This is a genomic window from Sphingomonas sp. RB1R13, assembly GCF_036663775.1.
Lineage (GTDB): Bacteria > Pseudomonadota > Alphaproteobacteria > Sphingomonadales > Sphingomonadaceae > Sphingomicrobium.
The window spans coordinates 117,917-137,209 of the sequence record NZ_JAXOJM010000001.1; the positions used below are offsets into that span (position 1 = coordinate 117,917).

Sequence of the window (19,293 nt, forward strand, 5' to 3'; positions counted from 1 at the left end):
GGCGTCAGCCAACAATGCCGAGAATGTCGCTTTCCTTCATGATGATGAGGTCTTCGCCGTCGACCTTGACCTCGGTGCCCGACCATTTGCCGAACAGGATCTTGTCGCCCGACTTGACCTCGAGCGGATGGACGGTGCCCTGCTCATTGCGGGCGCCGGTGCCGACGGAGACGACTTCGCCTTCCTGTGGCTTTTCCTTGGCGGTGTCGGGGATGATGATCCCGCCAGCGGTCTTTGCCTCGGCTTCGATTCGACGAACGAGCACGCGGTCATGAAGTGGCCTGAAACCCATCTTCCTGATTTCCCTTTAATATTGGACCTAGCCGCTTGGCACTCTCCGGTTGGGAGTGCCAGCGATGCCCCGCATATGGGTGTGCGGCACACAAGCGTCAAGCATCTGACGTACAATATCGGTTCGATCTCTTTCGAGTAGCGCGTTCATGACAGAAGCGTGATCAGCGAGGCTTAAACGCGCAGTATCATTGGCTATTGCAGCGCGATGGCGGCATGAAGCCGACTTCAAGGAGAGCATCCCGTGAAGTCGATCGTTACTGCCGTCGCTGCTGCGCTTTTGCTGAGCGGGTGCGCCACCCAGATGGCTCCGGTCGCAGGCCCCGTCGCGGCGCCCGTGCCCACCAAATATGGCTGGGGCTATAGCGAAAAGGCCAAGGCCGAGATGGCGGCGACATTCGGGACGGCGGCGCTGAAGCCGGCAGACTCGCGCTGGATCGCCGACGTTCCCACCGCAGGGACGACGAAGATGGTCATCAGCCTGTCCGACCAGATGGCGTGGGTCTATCGCGGCGAGAAGATGATTGCGGCGACGACCATCTCAAGCGGCAAGAAGGATCATGAGTCCCCCGTCGGCCAGTTCCCGATCCTGGCGAAGGAAATGTTCCACCGGTCGAACCGCTACAGCAATGCGCCGATGCCATTCATGCTGCGGCTCAACCGCTGGGGCGTGGCGCTTCATGGCGGGGTGGTGCCGGGTTACCCCGCGAGCCACGGCTGTATCCGCTTGCCGATGGCGTTCGCCAAGAAGCTCTATGGCGTGGTCAAGACCGGTGACGTGATCTTCATCGAAGGCTGAACCAGCCCGAGTCGGTCGCGCCGATGCCACCGGAGGATCATCAGCACAGACACGATCGCGAGGCCGAGTGCGAGACCGGCCCAGATCCCCTGCCCTGCCCAGCCACGCCGGAACGCCAGCCACGCGCCGACGCCGATCCCGATCCCCCAATAGCCGAGGAGCGCGAACAACATCGGCACGCGGGTGTCGTGAAGCCCGCGAAGCATGCCCGCGCCGACGACCTGCGCGCCGTCGACGACTTGAAAGACGGCGGCAATGGCGAGGAAGCTGACCCCGAGGGCGATGACGCGAGCGTTGGCCGGCGTGTCTTCAAGAAAGAGCAGGATCAGCGGGCGCGGGGCAAGCCACAGCAACAGCATCATCAGCGCCATGAAGCCGACGCCAAGGCCCCACGCGGTCCATCCGGCGCGGGTAATCCCGGCGCGGTCGCCGCGGCCGAGAGCAAGCCCGACGCGGACCGTGGCGGCTTGGCCAAGCCCCATCGGGACCATGAAGCTCAAGGCCGCAATCTGGAGCGCGACGGCGTGGGCGGCGACCGATTCCGCGTCGATCAACCCCATCAGGAAGGCCGCGGCGCCGAACACCGCGCCCTCGAAGCTCATCGCCAGGCCGATCGGCAGGCCAAGCTTCACGAGGGCGAAAAAGCGCGGCCAGTCGGCGCGCCACCATCGTCCGAAGAGATGGAAGCGGGCGAACTGGCGGTCGGTGACGAGGACGATCCCAAGCGCGAGCGCAAGGATGCCCCAGACGATGCTGCTGGCCATGCCGCCGCCGATGATGCCCAGCGCGGGAAGCCCGAAATGACCGAAGATCAAGGCCCAGCCGAGGAGCGCGTTGAGCGCGATGCCGATCAGGCTGATGCCGAGGATCCAGCCGGGCCGTTCAAGCGCTGACAGGAAGTTGCGCATTGCCTGGAACAGCAGGAAGGGCAGCGCACTCCACATATAACCGCGCAGGAAACGGCCGGCATCATGGGCGAGGGACGGCTGCTGGCCGAGCGCGCGGATGATCGGTTCGGCATTCCACAGCAGCGCCCAGATGGCGAGGCTGAGCATGACCGCCAGCCACAGCGCCTGGCGAAAGGTGCGCCGAACCTGGCGGACGCTATGCGCCTTACGCCCGAAGGCAGTGGCGATCATCGGCGAGGAAGCGGTGATCACCCCGATCCCGAACAGCAGGAAGGCGAAGGTCAGGTTGAGCCCCAGCGCCGAAGCGGCGAGCGCATGCGGACCGAGCCAGCCCATCAGCACGACATCGGTCGCCTGGATCAGCGCCATCGTCAGGTTGGACAGGATCAGCGGCCACGCCAGGGTGAGTGTCGCGCGCAATTCGTCGAGGCGGGGGGAAGATTTCACGGCCGGGTCTTTGCGGGCGGATGAAGACAAGCGCAACTCCCCGTCTGGCGGGCAGCGCGCGTTCAGGCTAGCAGGCGATCAACACAAATAAGGACAATCTCATGCGTCTCGTTCGCGCGATCTGGAAATTGCTGGTCGGGGTCAAGGACGCGCTCGTCCTGCTGCTCATGCTCATCTTCTTCGGCGGGATATACGCCGCGCTGTCGGCGGGTTCGCCCCCGGTCAGGGACGGTGTGCTCGCACTGACGCTCAACGGGTCGCTGGTCGAGCAGGCATCGAAGCCGAGCGCGTCGGCACTTCTGTCGGGCCAGGGCGAGCGGGTCCGCCAATATCAGCTGCGCGACCTTACCGCCGCGCTGGATGCGGCGCGCACCGATGACCGGGTGAAGGCGGTGGCGCTCGACCTTGACGGTTTCCTTGGCGGCGGCGGCGCGGCGATTGGCGAGCTTGGCGCGGCGCTGTCGCGGGTCAAGGCGTCGGGCAAGCCGGTGGTTGCCTATGCGACGGGTTACACCGACGGCAGCTACCAGCTGGCGGCGCATGCGTCGGAGATTTGGCTCAACCCCTTCGGCACCGTCGCGGTCCGCGGGCCGGGCGGCAAGAACCTCTATTACAAGGGGCTGCTCGACAAGCTGGGCGTGACCGCCAACGTCTATCGCGTGGGGACGTACAAGTCGGCGGTCGAGCCGTTCATCCGCAACGACATGTCGCCCGAGGCCAAGGCCGCGGGACAGGCACTGGGCGGGGTGCTGCTGCAGAATTGGCGCGACGATATCGTGAAAGCGCGGCCGGCCGCGAAGATCGATGCCTATTTGAAGGACGAAGTTGGCGCAGTGAAGGCGGCGGGCGGCGACCTGGCGCTGGCGGCGAAGAACAGCGGGCTGCTCGACCAGGTCGCCGATCGGCGCGCGTATGAAATCCACCTCGCCAAGCTTGGCGGCGAGGATGACAAGGCAGCCGGCGGCTATAAGTCGATCCGCCTCGACAGCTATCTGAAAGACAAGGTCGACCGCAGCCCGCGCGGGCCGATCGGGGTGGTGACGATCGCCGGGGAGATCGTCGACGGCAAGGCGCCGCTCGGCACCGCCGGCGGGGACAGCATCGCCGCCGCGATCCGCAAGGGTCTTCGCGGCGACGACATGAAGGCACTGGTCGTACGCATCGATTCGCCCGGCGGATCGGTGCTGGCGTCGGAGCGGATCCGCCAGGCGCTGCTCAGTGTGAAGGAAAAGAAAATTCCGATCGTCGTGTCGATGGGATCGGTCGCCGCGTCGGGCGGATATTGGGTGTCGACGCCCGCCAGCTACGTGTTCGCCGAACCATCGACCATCACCGGGTCGATCGGGGTGTTTGGTATCCTGCCGAGCTTCCAGGGGACACTGGCCAAGCTGGGAGTTGGCGCCGACGGGATCAAGACGACCCCGCTGTCGGGCGAGCCTGATTTGCTGGGCGGACCGTCGCCCGAGGCGGGGGCGCTGATCCAGGCGGGGATCAACAGCGTCTATGGCAAGTTTTTGGGGATCGTCGCGGCAGCGCGGCACAAGAGCCCGGCGGAGATCGACAAGATCGCGCAAGGCCGGGTGTGGGACGGCGGGACGGCGCACCAGCTGGGGCTGGTCGACGGCTTCGGCGGAATGGACGCGGCGATCGCCAAGGCGGCGGCGCTGGCCAATCTGGGCGACGAGCGCGGGGTGCGCTACCTCGACCGCCCGACCAGCCTGAGCGAAGGCCTGATGGCGGCGATTGCCGGAAGCGACAGTGACGAGGCCGGGACGACCGACGCCTTCGCCAGCCTGTCGCCGACCCCGGCGAGCGACGTCAGCCGCGCGCTGGCCGAAGTGCAGCAGATCATGGCCGGGCCATCGATCCAGGTGCGTTGCCTGGAGTGCGGCCCGAGCGCCGGGGTGACGGTAAAGGGCGATGTGCCGCACGGCGTGTTGGCGACGATCGCAAAGTGGCTGTGGGCGAGCTGAGGATCCGGCGCGCGGGGGCCGATGACGCCGCCGCGATCGCCGCGCTTTATGCTCCGTTCGTAGCGACCAGTCAGGCGACGTTCGAGGAGGTGCCCCCCGATGCGGACGAGGTTGCACGGCGGATATTGGGCGGCGGGATCGCCTATCCGTGGCTGGTCGCGGAGGAGGATGGGCGGCTGCTTGGCTATGCCTCGTCGGGCTGCTTTCGCCAGCGGTCGGCCTATCGCTGGGCGGTCGAGACGGGGGTCTATGTCGCCGCGGCAGCGCAGCGCCGCGGGGTGGCGCGAGCGTTGATGGCCGGGCTGATCGACGCGCTGGTCGAGGCCGGGTTCGTCACGGCGATCGCCAGTATCTCGCTGCCCAATGCGGCGAGCGCGGGGTTGCACGAGGCGTTTGGCTATACGCTCGCCGGACGGATCAAGGCGCCCGGCTACAAGCTCGGGGAATGGGTCGACATCGGCTATTGGCAGCGCGACCTTGCCGAGCGGGCGGTGCCACCGAGCGAGCCGGGCATGCTGTTGTAGCGAAGAACGCCTCTTCACGTCAGATATGTATAGCCTTGCCCCGCACCGCCATTGCGGCTTCCTTGATGGCTTCGGCGTGGGTCGGGTGAGCGTGGCAGGTGTAGGCGATATCCTCGCTGGTCGCGCCGAACTCCATCGCGATGCAGGCTTCGGCGATGAGTGTGCCGGCAAGGCTCGAGATGATCCACACGCCCAGCACTCGGTCGGATTTGGCGTCGGCGATGATCTTCACGAAGCCGTCGGTGTCGCGGTTGGTCTTGGCGCGACTGTTGGCGGCGAAGGGGAATTTGCCGACCTTGATCTCGCCGAGCGCCTTGGCGGCTTCCTCGGTCAGACCGACCCCGGCGATTTCGGGCATGGTATAGACCACCGACGGGATGACGGCGTGGTTCACGATGCCCGTCTGCCCGGCGATATTCTCGGCGCAGGCGAGGCCTTCATCTTCCGCCTTGTGGGCCAGCATCGGGCCGGTAATGACGTCGCCGATTGCCCAGATGCCGGGGACCGAAGTGCGGAAATCATGGTCGGTGTCGACCTGACCTTTGGCGTTGACCGCGAGGCCAGCCTTGTCAAGGGCGAGCCCTTCGGTGTTGGGGCGGCGGCCGATGGCGACGAGCACGGCGTCGGCTTCGATGGTTTCAGCGGCGCCGCCTTTCGACGATTCAACAGTCAGCGTGGCCTTGCCGTTGGCGACGGTGGCGCCAGTGACCTTGGTGCCGAGGCGGAAGTCGAAGCCCTGCTTCTTGAACAGCTTGGCCGATTCGGTGCGGACTTCCTCGTCCATTCCGGGGAGGATCTGGTCGAGAAATTCGACCACGGTGACCCTGGCGCCGAGGCGCTTCCACACCGAGCCGAGTTCGAGCCCGATGACCCCGCCACCGATGACGACGAGATGGTCGGGGACTTTCGGCAGCGCCAGCGCACCAGTCGAGTCGACGATGATCTTGGCATCATTATCCACCGCGACTCCGGGGAGCGGGGTGACCGAGGAGCCGGTGGCGATGATGATGTTTTTCGCGGTGATCGTCTGGCCGCCGACCTTGACCGAGTTGGCGCTTTCGAAGGTGGCATAGCCCTTCAACCAGTCAACCTTGTTCTTCTTGAACAGGAAGGCGATGCCGCCGGTCAGTTCGGTAACGGCCTTGGCTTTTTCGGCGTGCATCTGGTCGAGGTCGAGCGTCGCGCCTTCGATGTTGATGCCGAATTTCTTGAGCGCGCCCGAGTGGGCTTCCTCATAAAGTTCGGACGCGTGGAGCATCGCCTTGGACGGAATGCAGCCGACGTTGAGGCACGTTCCGCCGAGCGTCTCGCGGCCTTCTGCGCAGGCGGTCTTGAGCCCCAGCTGCGCCGCGCGGATCGCCGCGACATAGCCGCCGGGTCCCGAGCCGATGACGAGAACGTCGTAATTGGTGTCAGCCATTTATGGTCCTTACAGATCGATCAGCAGGCGCGTCGGGTCCTCGATCGCTTCCTTCATGCGGACGAGGAAGGTCACGGCCTCGCGCCCGTCGACCAACCGGTGGTCATAGCTTAGCGCGAGATACATCATCGGGCGAATGACGACCTGGCCGTTGCGCGCCACGGGGCGATCTTCGATGCGATGCATGCCGAGGACGGCCGACTGGGGCGGGTTGATGATCGGGGTCGACAGCAGGCTGCCAAAGACGCCGCCGTTGGAGATGGTGAAGGTGCCGCCCTTCATGTCGTCCATGCTGAGCGTGCCGTCCTTGGCCTTCTTGCCATAGCCGGCAATGGCCTGCTCGACCTCGGCGAAGGACATTTTGTCGGCCGAGCGGACGACGGGGACGAACAGGCCCTTTGGCCCCGAGACCGCGACCGAGACGTCGAGATAGTCGTGATAGACGATCGTGTCGCCGTCGAGGCTGGCGTTGACCGAGGGGACGTCGCGGGCGGCGAGCGCGGCGGCCTTTACGAAGAAGCCCATGAAGCCGAGGCGAATGCCGTGCTTCTTTTCGAACAGATCCTTGTAGCGCGCGCGGGCGTCGATCACCGCGGTCATGTCGACGTCGTTGAAGGTGGTCAGGATCGCGGCAGTGTTCTGCGCCTCCTTGAGGCGGGTGGCGATTGTCTGGCGCAGGCGGGTCATCTTCACCCGCTCTTCGCGGCGATCACTCGCGGACGAAGCAGCAGCGACAGGGTCCGAAGACAAGGAGACAGCAGGCGCAGGCGTTGCAGCAGGTGCAGGCGCAGCCTTGCTTTTGGCGGCGGCGAGGACGTCGTCCTTGGTCAGGCGGCCGTCCTTGCCCGAGCCCTGGATCGCCGACGGATCGACATGATTTTCGAGCACTGCGCGGCGGACCGCGGGGGACAGGCGAAGCGCGGCGTCGTTGGCCGAACCGGGGCTGTCGGCGGTCGGCGCATGCTCGTCGGTCTTGAGTGCGGGGGTTTCGGCGGGGCCGGCAGGATTGGTGACGGGGGCCGGATCGACGGCGGGAGCGGGCGGAGCGGCAGCGACAGTGTCCGCCGACGAAGTCGCGGGAGCGGGAGCGGGAGCGGCAGCAACAGCACCAGCCTCGCCAATCCGCGCGATGAGTGCGCCGACGGCAACGGTGTCGCCTTCCTTGACCAGTGCCTCGCCGAAAATACCTGCGACGGGCGAAGGAACGTCAACGCTGACCTTGTCTGTCTCGAGGCTGGCGATCGGCTCGTCGGCCGCAACCGGATCACCGGGCTGCTTGAGCCAGGTGCCCAGCGTCGCTTCTGTGATTGATTCGCCGAGCGTCGGCACCTTCACATCGGTTGGCATATCAGTCCCTTACTCGGCCGCGGCGGCGGCGGCTGGTTGGTTTCCCGCCGAGGCGGCGGCATGGTCAGAGGCTTGTCCAAGCGCATCGGCGATCAGGGCGGCCTGTTCGGCAGCGTGGCGCTTGGCAAGTCCGGTAGCCGGCGAGGCCGAAGCGGCGCGACCGGCGTAACGCGCGCGCATTCCCGCCTTGCCGGCGCTGGTCAGGCATTCCTCGAGGCAGCTTTCGACGAAATGCCATGCGCCATTGTTCTTCGGTTCTTCCTGTGCCCAGACCAGTTCGGCCAGGTTCGGCATTGCCTTCAATCGCTTGACGAGAGGCTCTGACGGGAAGGGATAGATTTGCTCGATGCGGATCACTTCGGTGTCGCTGGCGCCCGAGGCATTGCGCGCCTCGATCAGCTCGAACGCGACCTTGCCCGAGCACAAAATGGCGCGGCGGGTCTTGCCCGGGGCGGGCGGGTTGATGTCCGACAGAATCCGCTTGAAATGGCTTGTCCCCGTAAAATCGGCGCGGGTCGAAACGGCCAGCTTGTGGCGGAGAAGCGACTTGGGGGTCATGATGACCAGCGGCTTGCGGAAGTCGCGAAGCAGCTGACGGCGAAGGACGTGGAAATAATTGGCCGGGGTGGTGCAGTTGACGACCTGGATATTGTCGTCGGCACACAGCTGGAGATAGCGTTCGAGGCGGGCGGACGAATGCTCCGGCCCCTGCCCTTCGAAGCCGTGGGGAAGAAGCAGGACGAGGCCCGAGGCGCGCAGCCACTTCGATTCACCCGACGCGATGAACTGGTCCATGATCGTCTGCGCGCCATTGGCGAAGTCGCCGAACTGGGCCTCCCACAGCACGAGCGTGCGCGGGTCGCTGATCGAATAGCCGTATTCGAAGCCGAGCACGCCATATTCGCTTAACGGACTGTCGCGGACTTCGAACCGGCCACCGGGGATCGTGCGCAGCGGAATGAATTTGTCGCCATTGGTCTGGTCGACCCAGACGGCATGACGCTGCGAGAAGGTGCCGCGACCTGAATCCTGTCCAGATAGGCGCACGTTACGCCCTTCGGCGACGAGGCTCCCGAACGCCAAGGCTTCGCCAGTTGCCCAATCAAAGCTTTGCCCAGATACAAACATTGCCCTCTTGGCATCGAGGATCCGGCCGAGCGTCTTGTGGATCGTCAGCCCTTCGGGAACGGTGGTGAGGACTCCGCCGACGCGGTCGAACTCGTCTTCCGGAATCGCGGTCGAGACGTTGCGCCGGCCCAGTACGGGCTCGTCGGGACGACCGAACCCGCTCCAGCGACCTTCGAACCAGTCAGCCTTGTTGGGCTTGAAACTGGTCCCGGCCTGGAATTCGCCTTCGAGCAGCAGGGTGAACTGCTTCGTTTTCTCGTCGAGCCACGCCTGGTCGATGACGCCCTGCTCGATCAACCGCTTTGCGTAAATCTCGCTGATCGGAGGATGCTGGCGGATTGCGGCGTACATCAGGGGCTGGGTAAAGGCGGGCTCGTCGCCCTCATTGTGGCCGAAGCGGCGATAGCACCACATGTCGATGACGATGTCGCGGCCGAACTTCTGGCGAAATTCGATCGCCAGCTTGCAGGCGAAAGTGACCGCTTCGGGATCGTCGCCGTTGACGTGGAGGATCGGCGCCTGGACGGCTTTGGCCATGTCCGACGGATAGGGCGACGAGCGGCCGTATTGCGGGCTGGTGGTAAAGCCGATCTGGTTGTTGATGACGAAGTGGATCGTGCCGCCGGTGCCATAGCCAGGAAGACCGGAGAAGCCGAAACATTCAGCGACGATCCCTTGGCCCGCGAAGGCCGCGTCGCCATGGAGCAGGATGGGGAGCACGGTCTTGCCATGCCAATCCTCGCGCAGGGTCATCACCGCGCGCGCCTTGCCGAGCACGACCGGGTCGACGGCTTCGAGATGCGACGGGTTGGGGAGCAGCGACAGATGGACCTTGTTGCCGTCGAACTCGCGGTCCGACGAGGTGCCGAGGTGGTATTTCACATCGCCTGACCCGCCGACATCGTCGGGGTTGGCGGCGCCGCCGGCGAACTCGCTGAAGATCGCGCGATAGGGCTTGCCCATGACGTTGGCGAGGACGTTGAGCCGCCCGCGATGGGCCATGCCGATGTCGATCTCGGTGATGCCCATCTGGCCGCCATATTTGATGATCGATTCAAGCGCGGGGATGGCGCTTTCGCCGCCGTCGAGCCCGAAACGCTTGGTCCCGACATATTTCTTGGCGAGAAATTTTTCCCACTGCTCGCCGTGGATGACCTTTTCGAGGATGGCCTGCTTGCCGTCCCTGGTGAAGGTGATTTCTGCGCTCTTTCCCTCCATCCGGTCCTGGAGAAAGCGGCGCTCATCAAGGTCGTTGATGTGCATATATTCGAGGCCGACAGGGCCGCAATAATTGGCCTGAAGCACGGCGACGAGTTCGCGCACGGTCGCCTGGTCGAAGCCAAGCGTTCCGCCGAGCCAGATCTTGCGGTCGAGGTCGACGTCGGAGAAGCCGTGGAATGCCGGGGTCAGGTCGGCGGGGAGCTCGTAATGGGCAAGGCCGAGCGGATCGAGCTTGGCGGCGAGGTGGCCGCGTACGCGATAGGTGCGGATGAGCATCATCGCGCGGATGCTGTCTTCTGCGGCATGGCGGATCGCGGCTTCGTCGACGGGGCCGGTCGTCGAGGCCGAGGCGGCGACTTCCTTCGCCTTGGCCGCGACCCGTTCGATCACTGCGTCGGTCGGGTCGAGCCCGGCATTGACCGCGTCGAGCTCGGCCAGCGGCCAGTTCGCGCGGGCCCAGCTCGGGCCGGTCTCGACTTCGTTCTCAGCGTCCATGTGGACTTAACCCTTCAGCAGCTCCGAAAGTGTCGTGCCAAGCTCAGATGGGCTTGGGCTGACGCGAATTCCAGCGGCTTCCATCGCCGCGATCTTCGATCCGGCGTCGCCCTTGCCGCCCGACACGATCGCCCCGGCATGGCCCATGCGGCGTCCGGGGGGCGCGGTGAGGCCGGCGATGAAGCCGACCATTGGCTTGCTTCGGCCACGGCGGGCCTCGTCGGCGAGGAATTGCGCGGCTTCCTCTTCCGCGGCGCCGCCGATTTCGCCGATCATGATGATCGACTTGGTCGCGTCGTCGGCGAGGAACAGCTCGAGCATGTCGATGAAGTTGGTGCCGTTGACGGGATCGCCGCCAATGCCGACCGCGGTGGTCTGGCCGAGCCCCTCGTTGGTCGTCTGGAAGACGGCTTCATAGGTGAGCGTGCCCGAGCGCGAGACGACGCCGACGCTGCCCTTCTTGAAGATGCTACCGGGCATGATGCCGATCTTGCACTCTTCGGGCGTCAGGACGCCGGGGCAGTTGGGTCCGATGAGGCGCGACTTGGAGCCCGACAGCGCGCGCTTGACCTTGACCATGTCGAGCACCGGGATACCCTCGGTGATGCAGACGATCAGTTCGATCCCGGCGTCGATCGCCTCGAGGATCGAATCGGCGGCGGACGGCGGCGGGACATAGATCACGCTCGCGGTCGCGCCGGTGGCGGCCTTGGCCTCCTCGACGGTGTTGAAATTGGGCAGGCCGATGTGGGTCGTGCCGCCCTTGCCGGGGGTGACGCCGCCGACCATCTTGGTGCCATAAGCGAGCGCCTGCTCGGTATGAAAGGTACCGGTCGCGCCGGTCATCCCCTGCGTGATGACCTTGGTGTTGCGGTCGATGAGAATGCTCATTTGGCCAGGCTCCCGTCGATGGCGATGCACGCGTCGAGCAGTTCCTTCACGGCGTCGACGCTGACCTTGAGGCCAGCCTTGTCGTCGGCGTCGAGTTCGATCTCGACGATCTTCTCGACCCCGCCTGCGCCGATCTGGACCGGAACGCCGACGTATAGCCCGTCGAGGCCGTACTGGCCGTCGACGAACGCTGCGCACGGGAGGATGCGCTTCTGGTCGCGCAAGAAGGCTTCGGCCATCGCGATGCCGCTGGTCGCGGGGGCGTAGAAGGCCGAGCCCGTCTTGAGCAGCGCGACGATCTCGCCGCCGCCGCCGCGGGTGCGCTTGACGATCGCGTCGATCTTTTCCTGTGAGCTCAGCCCCATCTTGACGAGGTCGGGGACAGGGATGCCGTTGACGGTCGAGTAGCGCACCACCGGGACCATCGTGTCGCCATGGCCGCCGAGGACGAACGTGTTGACGTCCTTGACCGACACCTGGAACTCGTCGGCGATGAAGTGGCTGAAGCGCGCGCTATCGAGCACGCCGGCCATGCCGACGACCATGTGGTGCGGCAGGCCGGAGAATTCGCGCAACGCCCAGACCATCGCGTCGAGCGGGTTGGTGATGCAGATGACGAAGGCGCCCGGGGCGTTGGCCTTGATGCCCTCACCGACCGCTTTCATGACCTTGAGGTTGATGCCGAGCAGGTCGTCGCGGCTCATGCCGGGCTTGCGGGCGATGCCGGCGGTGACGATGATGACGTCGGCGCCGGCAATGTCGGCATAGTCGTTGGAGCCGGTGATCTTCGCATCGAAGCCCTCGATCGGGCCGCACTGGCTAAGGTCCAATGCCTTGCCCTGGGGCACGCCTTCGACGACGTCGAACAGGACGATGTCACCCAATTCCTTTTGCGCCGCGAGGTGCGCGAGGGTGCCGCCAATATTGCCGGCGCCGATGAGGGCGATCTTCTTGCGGGCCATCGAAACCCCTTTCCAAATGGTCTGGTCGCGCGGGCTTCTTTGCCACGCGCGGATGAACGGGAAAACGAGAGGTCGCTTAGCCGCCCCATGCCGCAGGGGCAACCGCTGGATCGGTCAAAGTGAGGGTCGCGCGCCGTTTCGGGATCCCAAATTAAGGGAACGTTACGGGTCACGCAGTGTTTTATTTTCGACTGGGTGACGCATCGCCCGACAGAAACTGGAGAAATCCGTTGAAAAATTTCATAATCCTCGCCGCTGCCGCTGGCGTCGCACTGACCGCCGTCCCGGCGCTCGCCGATCCTGGTGGCAAGGGCCATGGCAATAAAGAGTGGAAGCATGGCGACCGCGAGGGCGACCGCTACTCGAGCGGCTACAACCGCGACGACCGCCGCTATGGCTACAACAATTATCGCCGCTGCCCGCATGGCCTGGCCAAGAAGCATAATGGCTGCATGGCGCCGGGCCAGTATCGCAAGTGGGCGCGCGGCGGGCGGGTGCCGTCGGGCTATGGCTACACGCCGTATAACCAGATCCCGCAACGCTACGTCGATCAATATGACCTCGATCGCAACAACCGCTACATCTATCGCGACAACACCATCTACCAGGTCGATCCGCGCACGCAGATCATCCAGCAGATCCTGGGCGGCATCGTCCGCTAGGATTTGGTGAGCATTTGAAAAAGGGCCGTCCGGTAAACCGGGCGGCTTTTTTTATTTTCCCGCCAGATCCCGCAACATCAGTTTCCAGTGCACCACATTTTCGTCGAGCGATTTGACCGGCAGGCGTTCGTCCTTGCCGTGGGCGCGGAAATCGGTCGGCACGACGACCATTGCACCATTGACACCATAGACCGGAACTCCGGCGACGCGGAACGGACGGGCATCGCTCGCGCCGGTCGACATTTCGGGGAAGACCGGGAAACTCGGATGAAGCGTCGTCACCGCGCGGGTGAAGGCATTGACCACGTCGGGGCGAAGCGGCGACGAAATGCTCGCGACATAATCGTCATTGCGCGACACCATCACGGTCGGGTCGGCGATGATCCGTGTCAGTTCGGCCTGGACCGCGTTGGGGTCAATTCCCGGGAAGATGCGGCAGTTTATCATCGCCGTCGCCAGCTGGGGAAGCGCATTGTCGGCATGTCCGGCGAAGAGCCGGGTCGCGACACAACGGGTGCGGGTCAAGCCGACTTCGCTCTCGCTCGCTTCGACCGCGTCGGCCGCCGCGCCGTCGCCGGGATTGGCCAGCCAAGCGCGCATCGCATTGCCAAGCGCGCCCTTCTCCATCCGTGCCCGGGCTGTGAAATAGGCGCGGGTCGTCTCGCTGAGCATCGGCGTGAAGCGATACGCCTCGATCTTGTCGAGCGCGTGGGCCAGACTGTAAATTGCATTGTCGGCGCGGGGTTTCGACGAGTGACCACCGCGATTGCGTACCGTGAGCGTGTAGCCGGCAAAGGTCTTCTCGGCAGTCTGAACGGCAAAGCCGACCGGGCTTCCGTCGGGAAGCACCCCGCCCCCGCCACCATCGGCATTCAGGCCATATTCGGGGTTGCCGAGCAGGCTCATCCACTCGCTCGCCCCCTTGTCGGCGCCGATGCCGTTGGTTTCTTCGTCGCCGGTGAACAGCACGACGATGTCCCGCGTCGGCTTGAAGCCCGATGCTTTCAGGTCGAGCAATGCCTGGGTGATTCCGGTGATGCCATCCTTCATGTCGATCGTGCCGCGGCCGTAATAATAGCCGTCCTTGACCGTCAGCTGAAACGGATCGGTAGTCGAGTCCTCGCGCTTGGCCTCGACCACGTCCATGTGGCCGAGCAGCAGGATCGGCTTTTTCACCGGCGTGCCGCTCGCGCGCCAGCGGACGATCAGTGCGGCGGTGTCATCCTCGCCGGTGGTCGCGCTGCCGGTGTGGTAGGGCATGACGTGGATGTCGGCCTTGACGAAACCAGCCGCGAGATATTGGTCGGCGAGATATTGCACCATCGCCGGGACCTGGTGACGGCCGATTACGGTCGGCATGTTGACGACATGTTCGAACATGGCGCGGGTCGCGGCGGATCGCGTGGGCGATAGGGTCGGCGGGGCAGCGATTACGGCTGAGGATGAAGCGAGCAGCAGCGCGGTGATCAACAAACGCATGAAAGTCTCCCTGATTTGCGTGGGAGAGTAAAGGTTCGTGGTCGCCTGTCGAGAGGCTAGTCGGCCAGCCCGTGGCCCTGCGCCAGATAGTCGGCGCTCTGCATTTCCTCGAGCCGGCTGACGGTGCGCTGGAATTCGAAATTGCCGTCGCCGGCGGGATAGAGGCCGGCAGGCTCGGCATCGGCGGCGGCGAGCAATTTTACCTTATGCTCATAGAGCTGGTCGATCAGTGTGACGAAGCGCGCCGCCTCGTTGCGATTTTCACGGCGAAGGATGGGAATGCCAACGATAATGACGGTGTGGAAATGGCGCGCGATGGCGAGATAGTCCGCCGCCCCCCGGGGCTCGCCGCACAATCGCTTGAACGAAAGGACCGCCACGCCCTTGAGCGATTTGGGCACATGGAGGGTCCGCCCGCCGCCGACGTCAAGCTCCTCGGTCGGGACATGGGCGCGGTCCTCGACAGGATAATCGGTCAGGCGGAAGAAAGCATCGCTGAGCGCGGCACTCGCGGCGGGCCCGTTGGGGATGTGCCATGTAACGACCCCCTGCAAGCGGTCGAGGCGATAGTCGGTCGGGCCGTTGAGGCCGAGCACCTCGAGCCGCGCTTCGAGCAGCGCGATGAACGGCAGGAACAGCTCGCGGTTGAGCCCGTCCTTGTAGAGGTCGGCGGGCGGACGGTTGGAAGTGGTGACCAGCCGCACGCCTTCGTCGATCAGCGCCGCGAACAGGCGCGACATGATCATCGCGTCGCCCGGGTTGGTGACCATCATTTCGTCGAAGGCAAGGAACTCGACTTCGCTCGCCAGCGATTTGGCGACCGCAATGACGGGATCGCCCTCTTCGGTCGCGCGCGCCGCGCGGAGCCGCTGGTGAACGTCGAGCATGAAGCCGTGGAAATGCACCCGGCGCTTCGGCGTGATCGCGATCTGGGCGAAGGCGAGATCCATCAGCATCGACTTGCCGCGCCCGACCCCTCCCCACAGATAGACACCGGCGGGGGCATCGGGCGTTTTGCGCAGCAGCTTGCCAATGAATCCGGGGGACTTCGCCGATCCGAACCGGTCGAGCGCTTCAGCAGCCCTCGCCTGGTCCGCATCAGGCTTGAGCTCGCCCGCCGCAACGAGCGCGTCATAGGCGTGGACGACGGGGCCGCTCACGTTCGGTCGCGGATCTTCTTGAGCGTGCCGGTGAAGCTGTGCGTGGTCGTGCCGCCCTGCGCGCAATACCCAGCCATGAACACCAGCCCGCCTTTGGTCTGGCCGACCATGCGGACGAAGGCATCGAGCGGTTCGCCTGGCATGGTGCGGGCGATGAAATGGGTCGCGCAGTCGAGCGTGACATAATGTCCCGGTGCGCGACCGAGGATGCGGCCCCCGGCGAAGATCGCCATGTCGATGAAGGTCATCACCGCGCCGCCGTGGATCGACCCGCCCATGTTGAGCATCGTCGGGGTCGGCATCATGCGCACCTGGACGACCTCGCTCCCGGCATCGCGATAGTGGAGCGGCCCGATCGACCCTGCGAAACTTTGCGGCGGGATATCGCCGAAACTCAGCCAGCCGGCGTCAGAATCAATCAAGCCGCGCAGTCCCGGTCTTGGTGGTCGCGACCCGTCAAGCGGCTCGCTCCCGATCTTGGTGGTCGCGACCCGTCAAGCGGCTCGCTCCGCGATGAGTTTTTTCGTCTCCGCGATCGCTTTCGCCGGATTCAGTCCCTTCGGGCAGACGTTGGCGCAGTTCATGATCGTGTGGCAGCGATAGAGGCGGAACGGGTCTTCGAGCTGGTCGAGTCGCTCGCCGGTCATCTCGTCGCGGCTGTCGGCCAGCCAGCGATAGGCGGCCAGCAGGATCGCGGGGCCGAGGAAGCGGTCGGCGTTCCACCAATAGCTCGGGCACGAGGTCGAGCAGCAGGCGCACAGGATGCACTCGTAGAGCCCGTCGATCTTGACCCGGTCCTCCGGCGACTGAAAGCGCTCCTTGCCCGACGGCGGCGGCGAGGCGCTTTTCAGCCACGGCTCGATCGAAGCATATTGGGCGTAGAAATGGGTGAAATCGGGGACGAGATCCTTGACCACGTCCATGTGCGGCAAGGGCGTGATCCGCACTTCGCCCTTCAGGTCTTCGATCGCGGTGGTGCAGGCGAGGCCGTTGCTGCCCGCCATGTTCATCGAGCAGGAACCGCAGATCCCCTCGCGGCACGAACGGCGGAAGGTCAGCGTCGGATCCTGCTCATTCTTGATCTTGATGAGCGCGTCGAGCACCATCGGCCCGCATTTGTCGAGGTCTATGGTGAAGGTGTCGTAGCGCGGGTTGGCGCCACTGTCGGGGTCATAACGATAGACTTTGAACGATTTCAGCCGCCCGCCCTGGTCGGGGGCGTGGCGCACGCCCTTCTTGATGACGCTGTTCTTGGGAAGGGTGAACTCAGCCACGGACGGCTCCTGCAAGGGGTTGCGAGGAGCCGCTATCATGGCCGCCGCCGGGTTTCAAATAACTACTTGCCCTTTCCCGGCTCGACCGGATCCATCAGCTTGCGCGTTAGGTAGATCATTTCGAGCGCATTGGTGCGTGCCGCCTGGCGCAGGTTGGCCCCGGCGGCATGTCCGCCTTCGGTGTTTTCGTAATAATAAAAGGGCAGGCCGTATTCCTCCATCCGCGCGGCGAACTTGCGGGCATGCTGGGGGCCGACACGGTCATCCTTGGTGGTGGTGAAGATGAACGGCTGGGGGTAATGGCCGTCGCGGCGCAGGTTCTGGTAGGGCGAGGTCTTGTCCCAGAAGGCACGCACCGCAGGGTCATTCTCGACGCTGCCATATTCGCCCTCCCACGAGGCGCCAGCGGCGATTTTCGAGATGCGAATCATGTCGAGCAGCGGGACTTCGATGATGACCGCATTCCACAATTCGGGGTGCTGGACGAACTGGACCCCGGTCAGCAGGCCGCCGTTCGAGCCGCCGCGAATGCCGAGGCGGCGGGGGCTGGTGACCCGCCTCGCGATGAGGTCGCGACCGACCACGGCAAAGTCGTCATAAATGATCTGGCGCTTTACCCCGAGCCCAGCCTCGTGCCATTTGGGGCCGAACTCGCCCCCGCCGCGGATGTTGGCGAGGGCAAAGACCCCGCCCTTTTCGAGCCACAGCTTGCCCGTGGTCGACGAATAGCTCGGCGTCATCGACTGCTCGAACCCGCCGTAAGCATAGAGCAAGGTCGGGTTGTTGCCGGTGAGCGGCATGTCGCGGCGGTGGACGAGGAAATAGGGGATCTTCATCCCGTCGCTCGACACCGCCTCATGCTGTTCGGCGACGAGGTTCGACGCATCGAACTTTGCCGCCTGGGCGCGGATTTCGTGCGCCGCGCCGGTGCTGGTGTCGACGAACCATTGCGACGGGGGGACGAGGAAACTGGTCACCTGGACCAGCGCGCGATTGTCGTGATCGGTTGTGTCGGCGACCCCGACGCTGCTGTTGTCGGGGAGTTTGAGGACCGATCGGCGCCATCCGCCCTTGGCCGTCGGCGTGAAGCGGACCAGTCGCCCGCGGACATTGTCGAGCATCGTGGCAACCACATTGTCGCGGGTGACGTCGACGCCCTCGAGCGCCTCGCGCGGGCCGGCGGTGGTGATCAGCGTGGGCTTGAGGTGGGCGGGGTCGGCGCGCAGCTGGGCAAGGTCGAGCGCGACGAGTGAGCCTGCAGGGATGGTCGTGGAGGACCCTGCGGGGCGCCAGTCCTCCTTCGCCTCGACAATCACGCGCCCGTTGACCATGCCATGGAGGGCGGATTTTTCGGGCAGGCCAAGCCGGACCACGCCCTTGGCGCCGATCATGTACGTCTCGTTATGATAGAAATCCTTGCCGCGAACGACGAGCGGCAGAGTGCGGGCCTCGGCGTCGCGGAGTACGACTGCGCTGGTCGCGACGTCGCTTTTCTGCCCACGATAAATTTCGGTCGCGGCGCTGAGCGGCTGGCCGCGCTTGAGGCGTTTGACGACATAGGCATAGCCCGAGTTGGTCAGCTGCCCAGGTTCCCACTCGCGCGACACCAGCAGGCTGTTCTCGCTTTCCCACGACACCTCCTGCTTGCCCTTGGGAAGGGTGAAGCCGCCGGGGACAAAGGTGCCGGTGACTAGGTCATATTCGCGGACCGTGACCGCATCTTCGCCGCCGTCGCTCAGCTCGACCAGGCAGCGGCGCTCGGCGGGGCGAGCGCAGGCTGCGCCTTTCCACACCCAATTGGCCTTTTCGTCGGCGGCCAACTTGTCGAGGTCGATGACCGTCTCCCACGCCGGGGTCGGGCTGGCGAAGCTGGCCACGCTCGTCCGCCGCCAGAGCCCACGAACATGGTCGGCATCCTGCCAGAAATTATAGATTTTCCCGCCGATGAAATTGCCGCCGGGAAGCCTGTCCTTGGCTTGCGCCAAGGTCAGTGCCTCGGCGAAATAGGCGGCATAGCGCGGATCGGCCTCAAGCTCGGTGGTGGTTTTCGCATTGTGCGATTCCACCCACGCCATGGCGCGCGGGGTGGTCCACTCCTCCAGCCACAGATAGGGATCTTCGACCGACTGGGCGATCGCGGCGCCCGCGCCCAACACTGTCAGTCCCGCCATCAGCCACCCAATCTTGCGCATATGCCACTCCACAATTTCGGGACGAAGGTCGTCGAACCCGGGCGCGTGGTCAAGATATCACGCGACTTAGGGCGCTGGTCTGCTGTCAGCCACCGTTCATCGAAATTCCGACAATGTTGC

The 19,293-nt window shown here is 64.9% G+C and carries 16 protein-coding genes; 4 read left to right on the forward strand and 12 right to left on the reverse strand.

The genetic code is table 11. The features are described from left to right. Positions 1-4: 4 nt before the first annotated feature. A complete protein-coding gene (gene groES, locus U1700_RS00640) occupies positions 5-292 on the reverse strand; it encodes a co-chaperone GroES (RefSeq protein ID WP_332749266.1) in 288 nt (95 codons plus the stop codon). A gap of 243 nt (positions 293-535) precedes the next feature. On the opposite strand from groES, the gene U1700_RS00645 reads away from it, so the two are divergent. Next, a complete protein-coding gene (locus tag U1700_RS00645) occupies positions 536-1,090 on the forward strand; it encodes a L,D-transpeptidase family protein (protein ID WP_332749267.1) in 555 nt (184 codons plus the stop codon). Here the strand turns inward: U1700_RS00645 and U1700_RS00650 are convergent. Then, positions 1,045-2,445 (reverse strand): MATE family efflux transporter, encoded by a 1,401-nt coding sequence (locus tag U1700_RS00650; protein WP_332749269.1) that lies wholly within the window; start codon positions 2,443-2,445, stop codon positions 1,045-1,047. The genes U1700_RS00645 and U1700_RS00650 overlap by 46 nt on opposite strands. Positions 2,446-2,546: 101 nt before the next feature. On the opposite strand from U1700_RS00650, the gene sppA reads away from it, so the two are divergent. Next, entirely contained in the window at positions 2,547-4,418 is a 1,872-nt protein-coding gene (sppA, locus tag U1700_RS00655) for a signal peptide peptidase SppA (protein ID WP_332749271.1), read from the forward strand. Further along, positions 4,406-4,942, forward strand: a complete 537-nt coding sequence (locus U1700_RS00660; protein WP_332749273.1) for a GNAT family N-acetyltransferase — start codon at positions 4,406-4,408, stop codon at positions 4,940-4,942. The genes sppA and U1700_RS00660 overlap by 13 nt, the downstream gene beginning before the upstream one ends. A gap of 19 nt (positions 4,943-4,961) precedes the next feature. On the opposite strand, the gene lpdA is transcribed toward U1700_RS00660, so the two are convergent. The 5 genes from lpdA to mdh are packed head-to-tail and all read right to left on the reverse strand — an operon-like array spanning position 4,962 to position 12,406. Beyond that, positions 4,962-6,362: a dihydrolipoyl dehydrogenase gene (lpdA, locus tag U1700_RS00665; protein ID WP_332749275.1), complete on the reverse strand. Its 1,401-nt coding sequence runs from the start codon at positions 6,360-6,362 to the stop codon at positions 4,962-4,964. A gap of 9 nt (positions 6,363-6,371) precedes the next feature. Continuing rightward, on the reverse strand, positions 6,372-7,709 hold the full coding sequence (odhB, locus tag U1700_RS00670) for a 2-oxoglutarate dehydrogenase complex dihydrolipoyllysine-residue succinyltransferase (RefSeq protein WP_332749276.1): 1,338 nt from the start codon (positions 7,707-7,709) through the stop codon (positions 6,372-6,374). A 9-nt stretch (positions 7,710-7,718) separates the two neighbouring features. After that, positions 7,719-10,553, reverse strand: coding sequence for a 2-oxoglutarate dehydrogenase E1 component (locus U1700_RS00675; protein WP_332749277.1), 2,835 nt, complete (start codon positions 10,551-10,553; stop codon positions 7,719-7,721). 6 nt (positions 10,554-10,559) lie between these two features. Beyond that, positions 10,560-11,444 carry a succinate--CoA ligase subunit alpha gene (gene sucD, locus U1700_RS00680; RefSeq protein ID WP_332749279.1) on the reverse strand — a complete coding sequence of 295 codons (885 nt, stop codon included), beginning with the start codon at positions 11,442-11,444 and terminating at the stop codon, positions 10,560-10,562. Continuing rightward, positions 11,441-12,406, reverse strand: a complete 966-nt coding sequence (mdh, locus tag U1700_RS00685; protein ID WP_332749281.1) for a malate dehydrogenase — start codon at positions 12,404-12,406, stop codon at positions 11,441-11,443. Before mdh ends, sucD begins: the two co-directional genes overlap by 4 nt. Positions 12,407-12,636: 230 nt before the next feature. Between mdh and U1700_RS00690 the strand changes: the two genes are divergently transcribed. After that, positions 12,637-13,068: a hypothetical protein gene (locus U1700_RS00690; RefSeq protein ID WP_332749283.1), complete on the forward strand. Its 432-nt coding sequence runs from the start codon at positions 12,637-12,639 to the stop codon at positions 13,066-13,068. 51 nt (positions 13,069-13,119) lie between these two features. On the opposite strand, the gene U1700_RS00695 is transcribed toward U1700_RS00690, so the two are convergent. From U1700_RS00695 to U1700_RS00715, 5 genes are all read right to left on the reverse strand, one after another. Next, positions 13,120-14,547 carry a M20/M25/M40 family metallo-hydrolase gene (locus U1700_RS00695; RefSeq protein ID WP_332749285.1) on the reverse strand — a complete coding sequence of 476 codons (1,428 nt, stop codon included), beginning with the start codon at positions 14,545-14,547 and terminating at the stop codon, positions 13,120-13,122. 56 nt (positions 14,548-14,603) lie between these two features. Further along, positions 14,604-15,707, reverse strand: a complete 1,104-nt coding sequence (gene zapE, locus U1700_RS00700) for a cell division protein ZapE (protein WP_332749286.1) — start codon at positions 15,705-15,707, stop codon at positions 14,604-14,606. Continuing rightward, positions 15,704-16,129 (reverse strand): PaaI family thioesterase, encoded by a 426-nt coding sequence (locus U1700_RS00705; RefSeq protein ID WP_332749288.1) that lies wholly within the window; start codon positions 16,127-16,129, stop codon positions 15,704-15,706. The genes zapE and U1700_RS00705 overlap by 4 nt, the downstream gene beginning before the upstream one ends. 72 nt (positions 16,130-16,201) lie before the next feature. Further along, positions 16,202-16,981 carry a succinate dehydrogenase iron-sulfur subunit gene (locus tag U1700_RS00710; RefSeq protein ID WP_332749290.1) on the reverse strand — a complete coding sequence of 260 codons (780 nt, stop codon included), beginning with the start codon at positions 16,979-16,981 and terminating at the stop codon, positions 16,202-16,204. A gap of 62 nt (positions 16,982-17,043) precedes the next feature. Beyond that, positions 17,044-19,173, reverse strand: a complete 2,130-nt coding sequence (locus U1700_RS00715) for a prolyl oligopeptidase family serine peptidase (RefSeq protein ID WP_332749292.1) — start codon at positions 19,171-19,173, stop codon at positions 17,044-17,046. Between the last annotated feature and the right edge of the window lie 120 nt (positions 19,174-19,293).

Excerpts from the sequence above, each read along its gene's own strand:
- groES (WP_332749266.1), bottom strand. The coding sequence starts at position 292 with ATGGGTTTCAGGCCACTTCATGACCGCGTGCTCGTTCGTCGAATCGAA.
- sppA (WP_332749271.1), top strand. The coding sequence starts at position 2,547 with ATGCGTCTCGTTCGCGCGATCTGGAAATTGCTGGTCGGGGTCAAGGAC.
- lpdA (WP_332749275.1), bottom strand. The coding sequence starts at position 6,362 with ATGGCTGACACCAATTACGACGTTCTCGTCATCGGCTCGGGACCCGGC.
- odhB (WP_332749276.1), bottom strand. The coding sequence starts at position 7,709 with ATGCCAACCGATGTGAAGGTGCCGACGCTCGGCGAATCAATCACAGAA.
- U1700_RS00675 (WP_332749277.1), bottom strand. The coding sequence starts at position 10,553 with ATGGACGCTGAGAACGAAGTCGAGACCGGCCCGAGCTGGGCCCGCGCG.
- sucD (WP_332749279.1), bottom strand. The coding sequence starts at position 11,444 with ATGAGCATTCTCATCGACCGCAACACCAAGGTCATCACGCAGGGGATG.
- mdh (WP_332749281.1), bottom strand. The coding sequence starts at position 12,406 with ATGGCCCGCAAGAAGATCGCCCTCATCGGCGCCGGCAATATTGGCGGC.
- U1700_RS00695 (WP_332749285.1), bottom strand. The coding sequence starts at position 14,547 with ATGCGTTTGTTGATCACCGCGCTGCTGCTCGCTTCATCCTCAGCCGTA.
- U1700_RS00715 (WP_332749292.1), bottom strand. The coding sequence starts at position 19,173 with ATGCGCAAGATTGGGTGGCTGATGGCGGGACTGACAGTGTTGGGCGCG.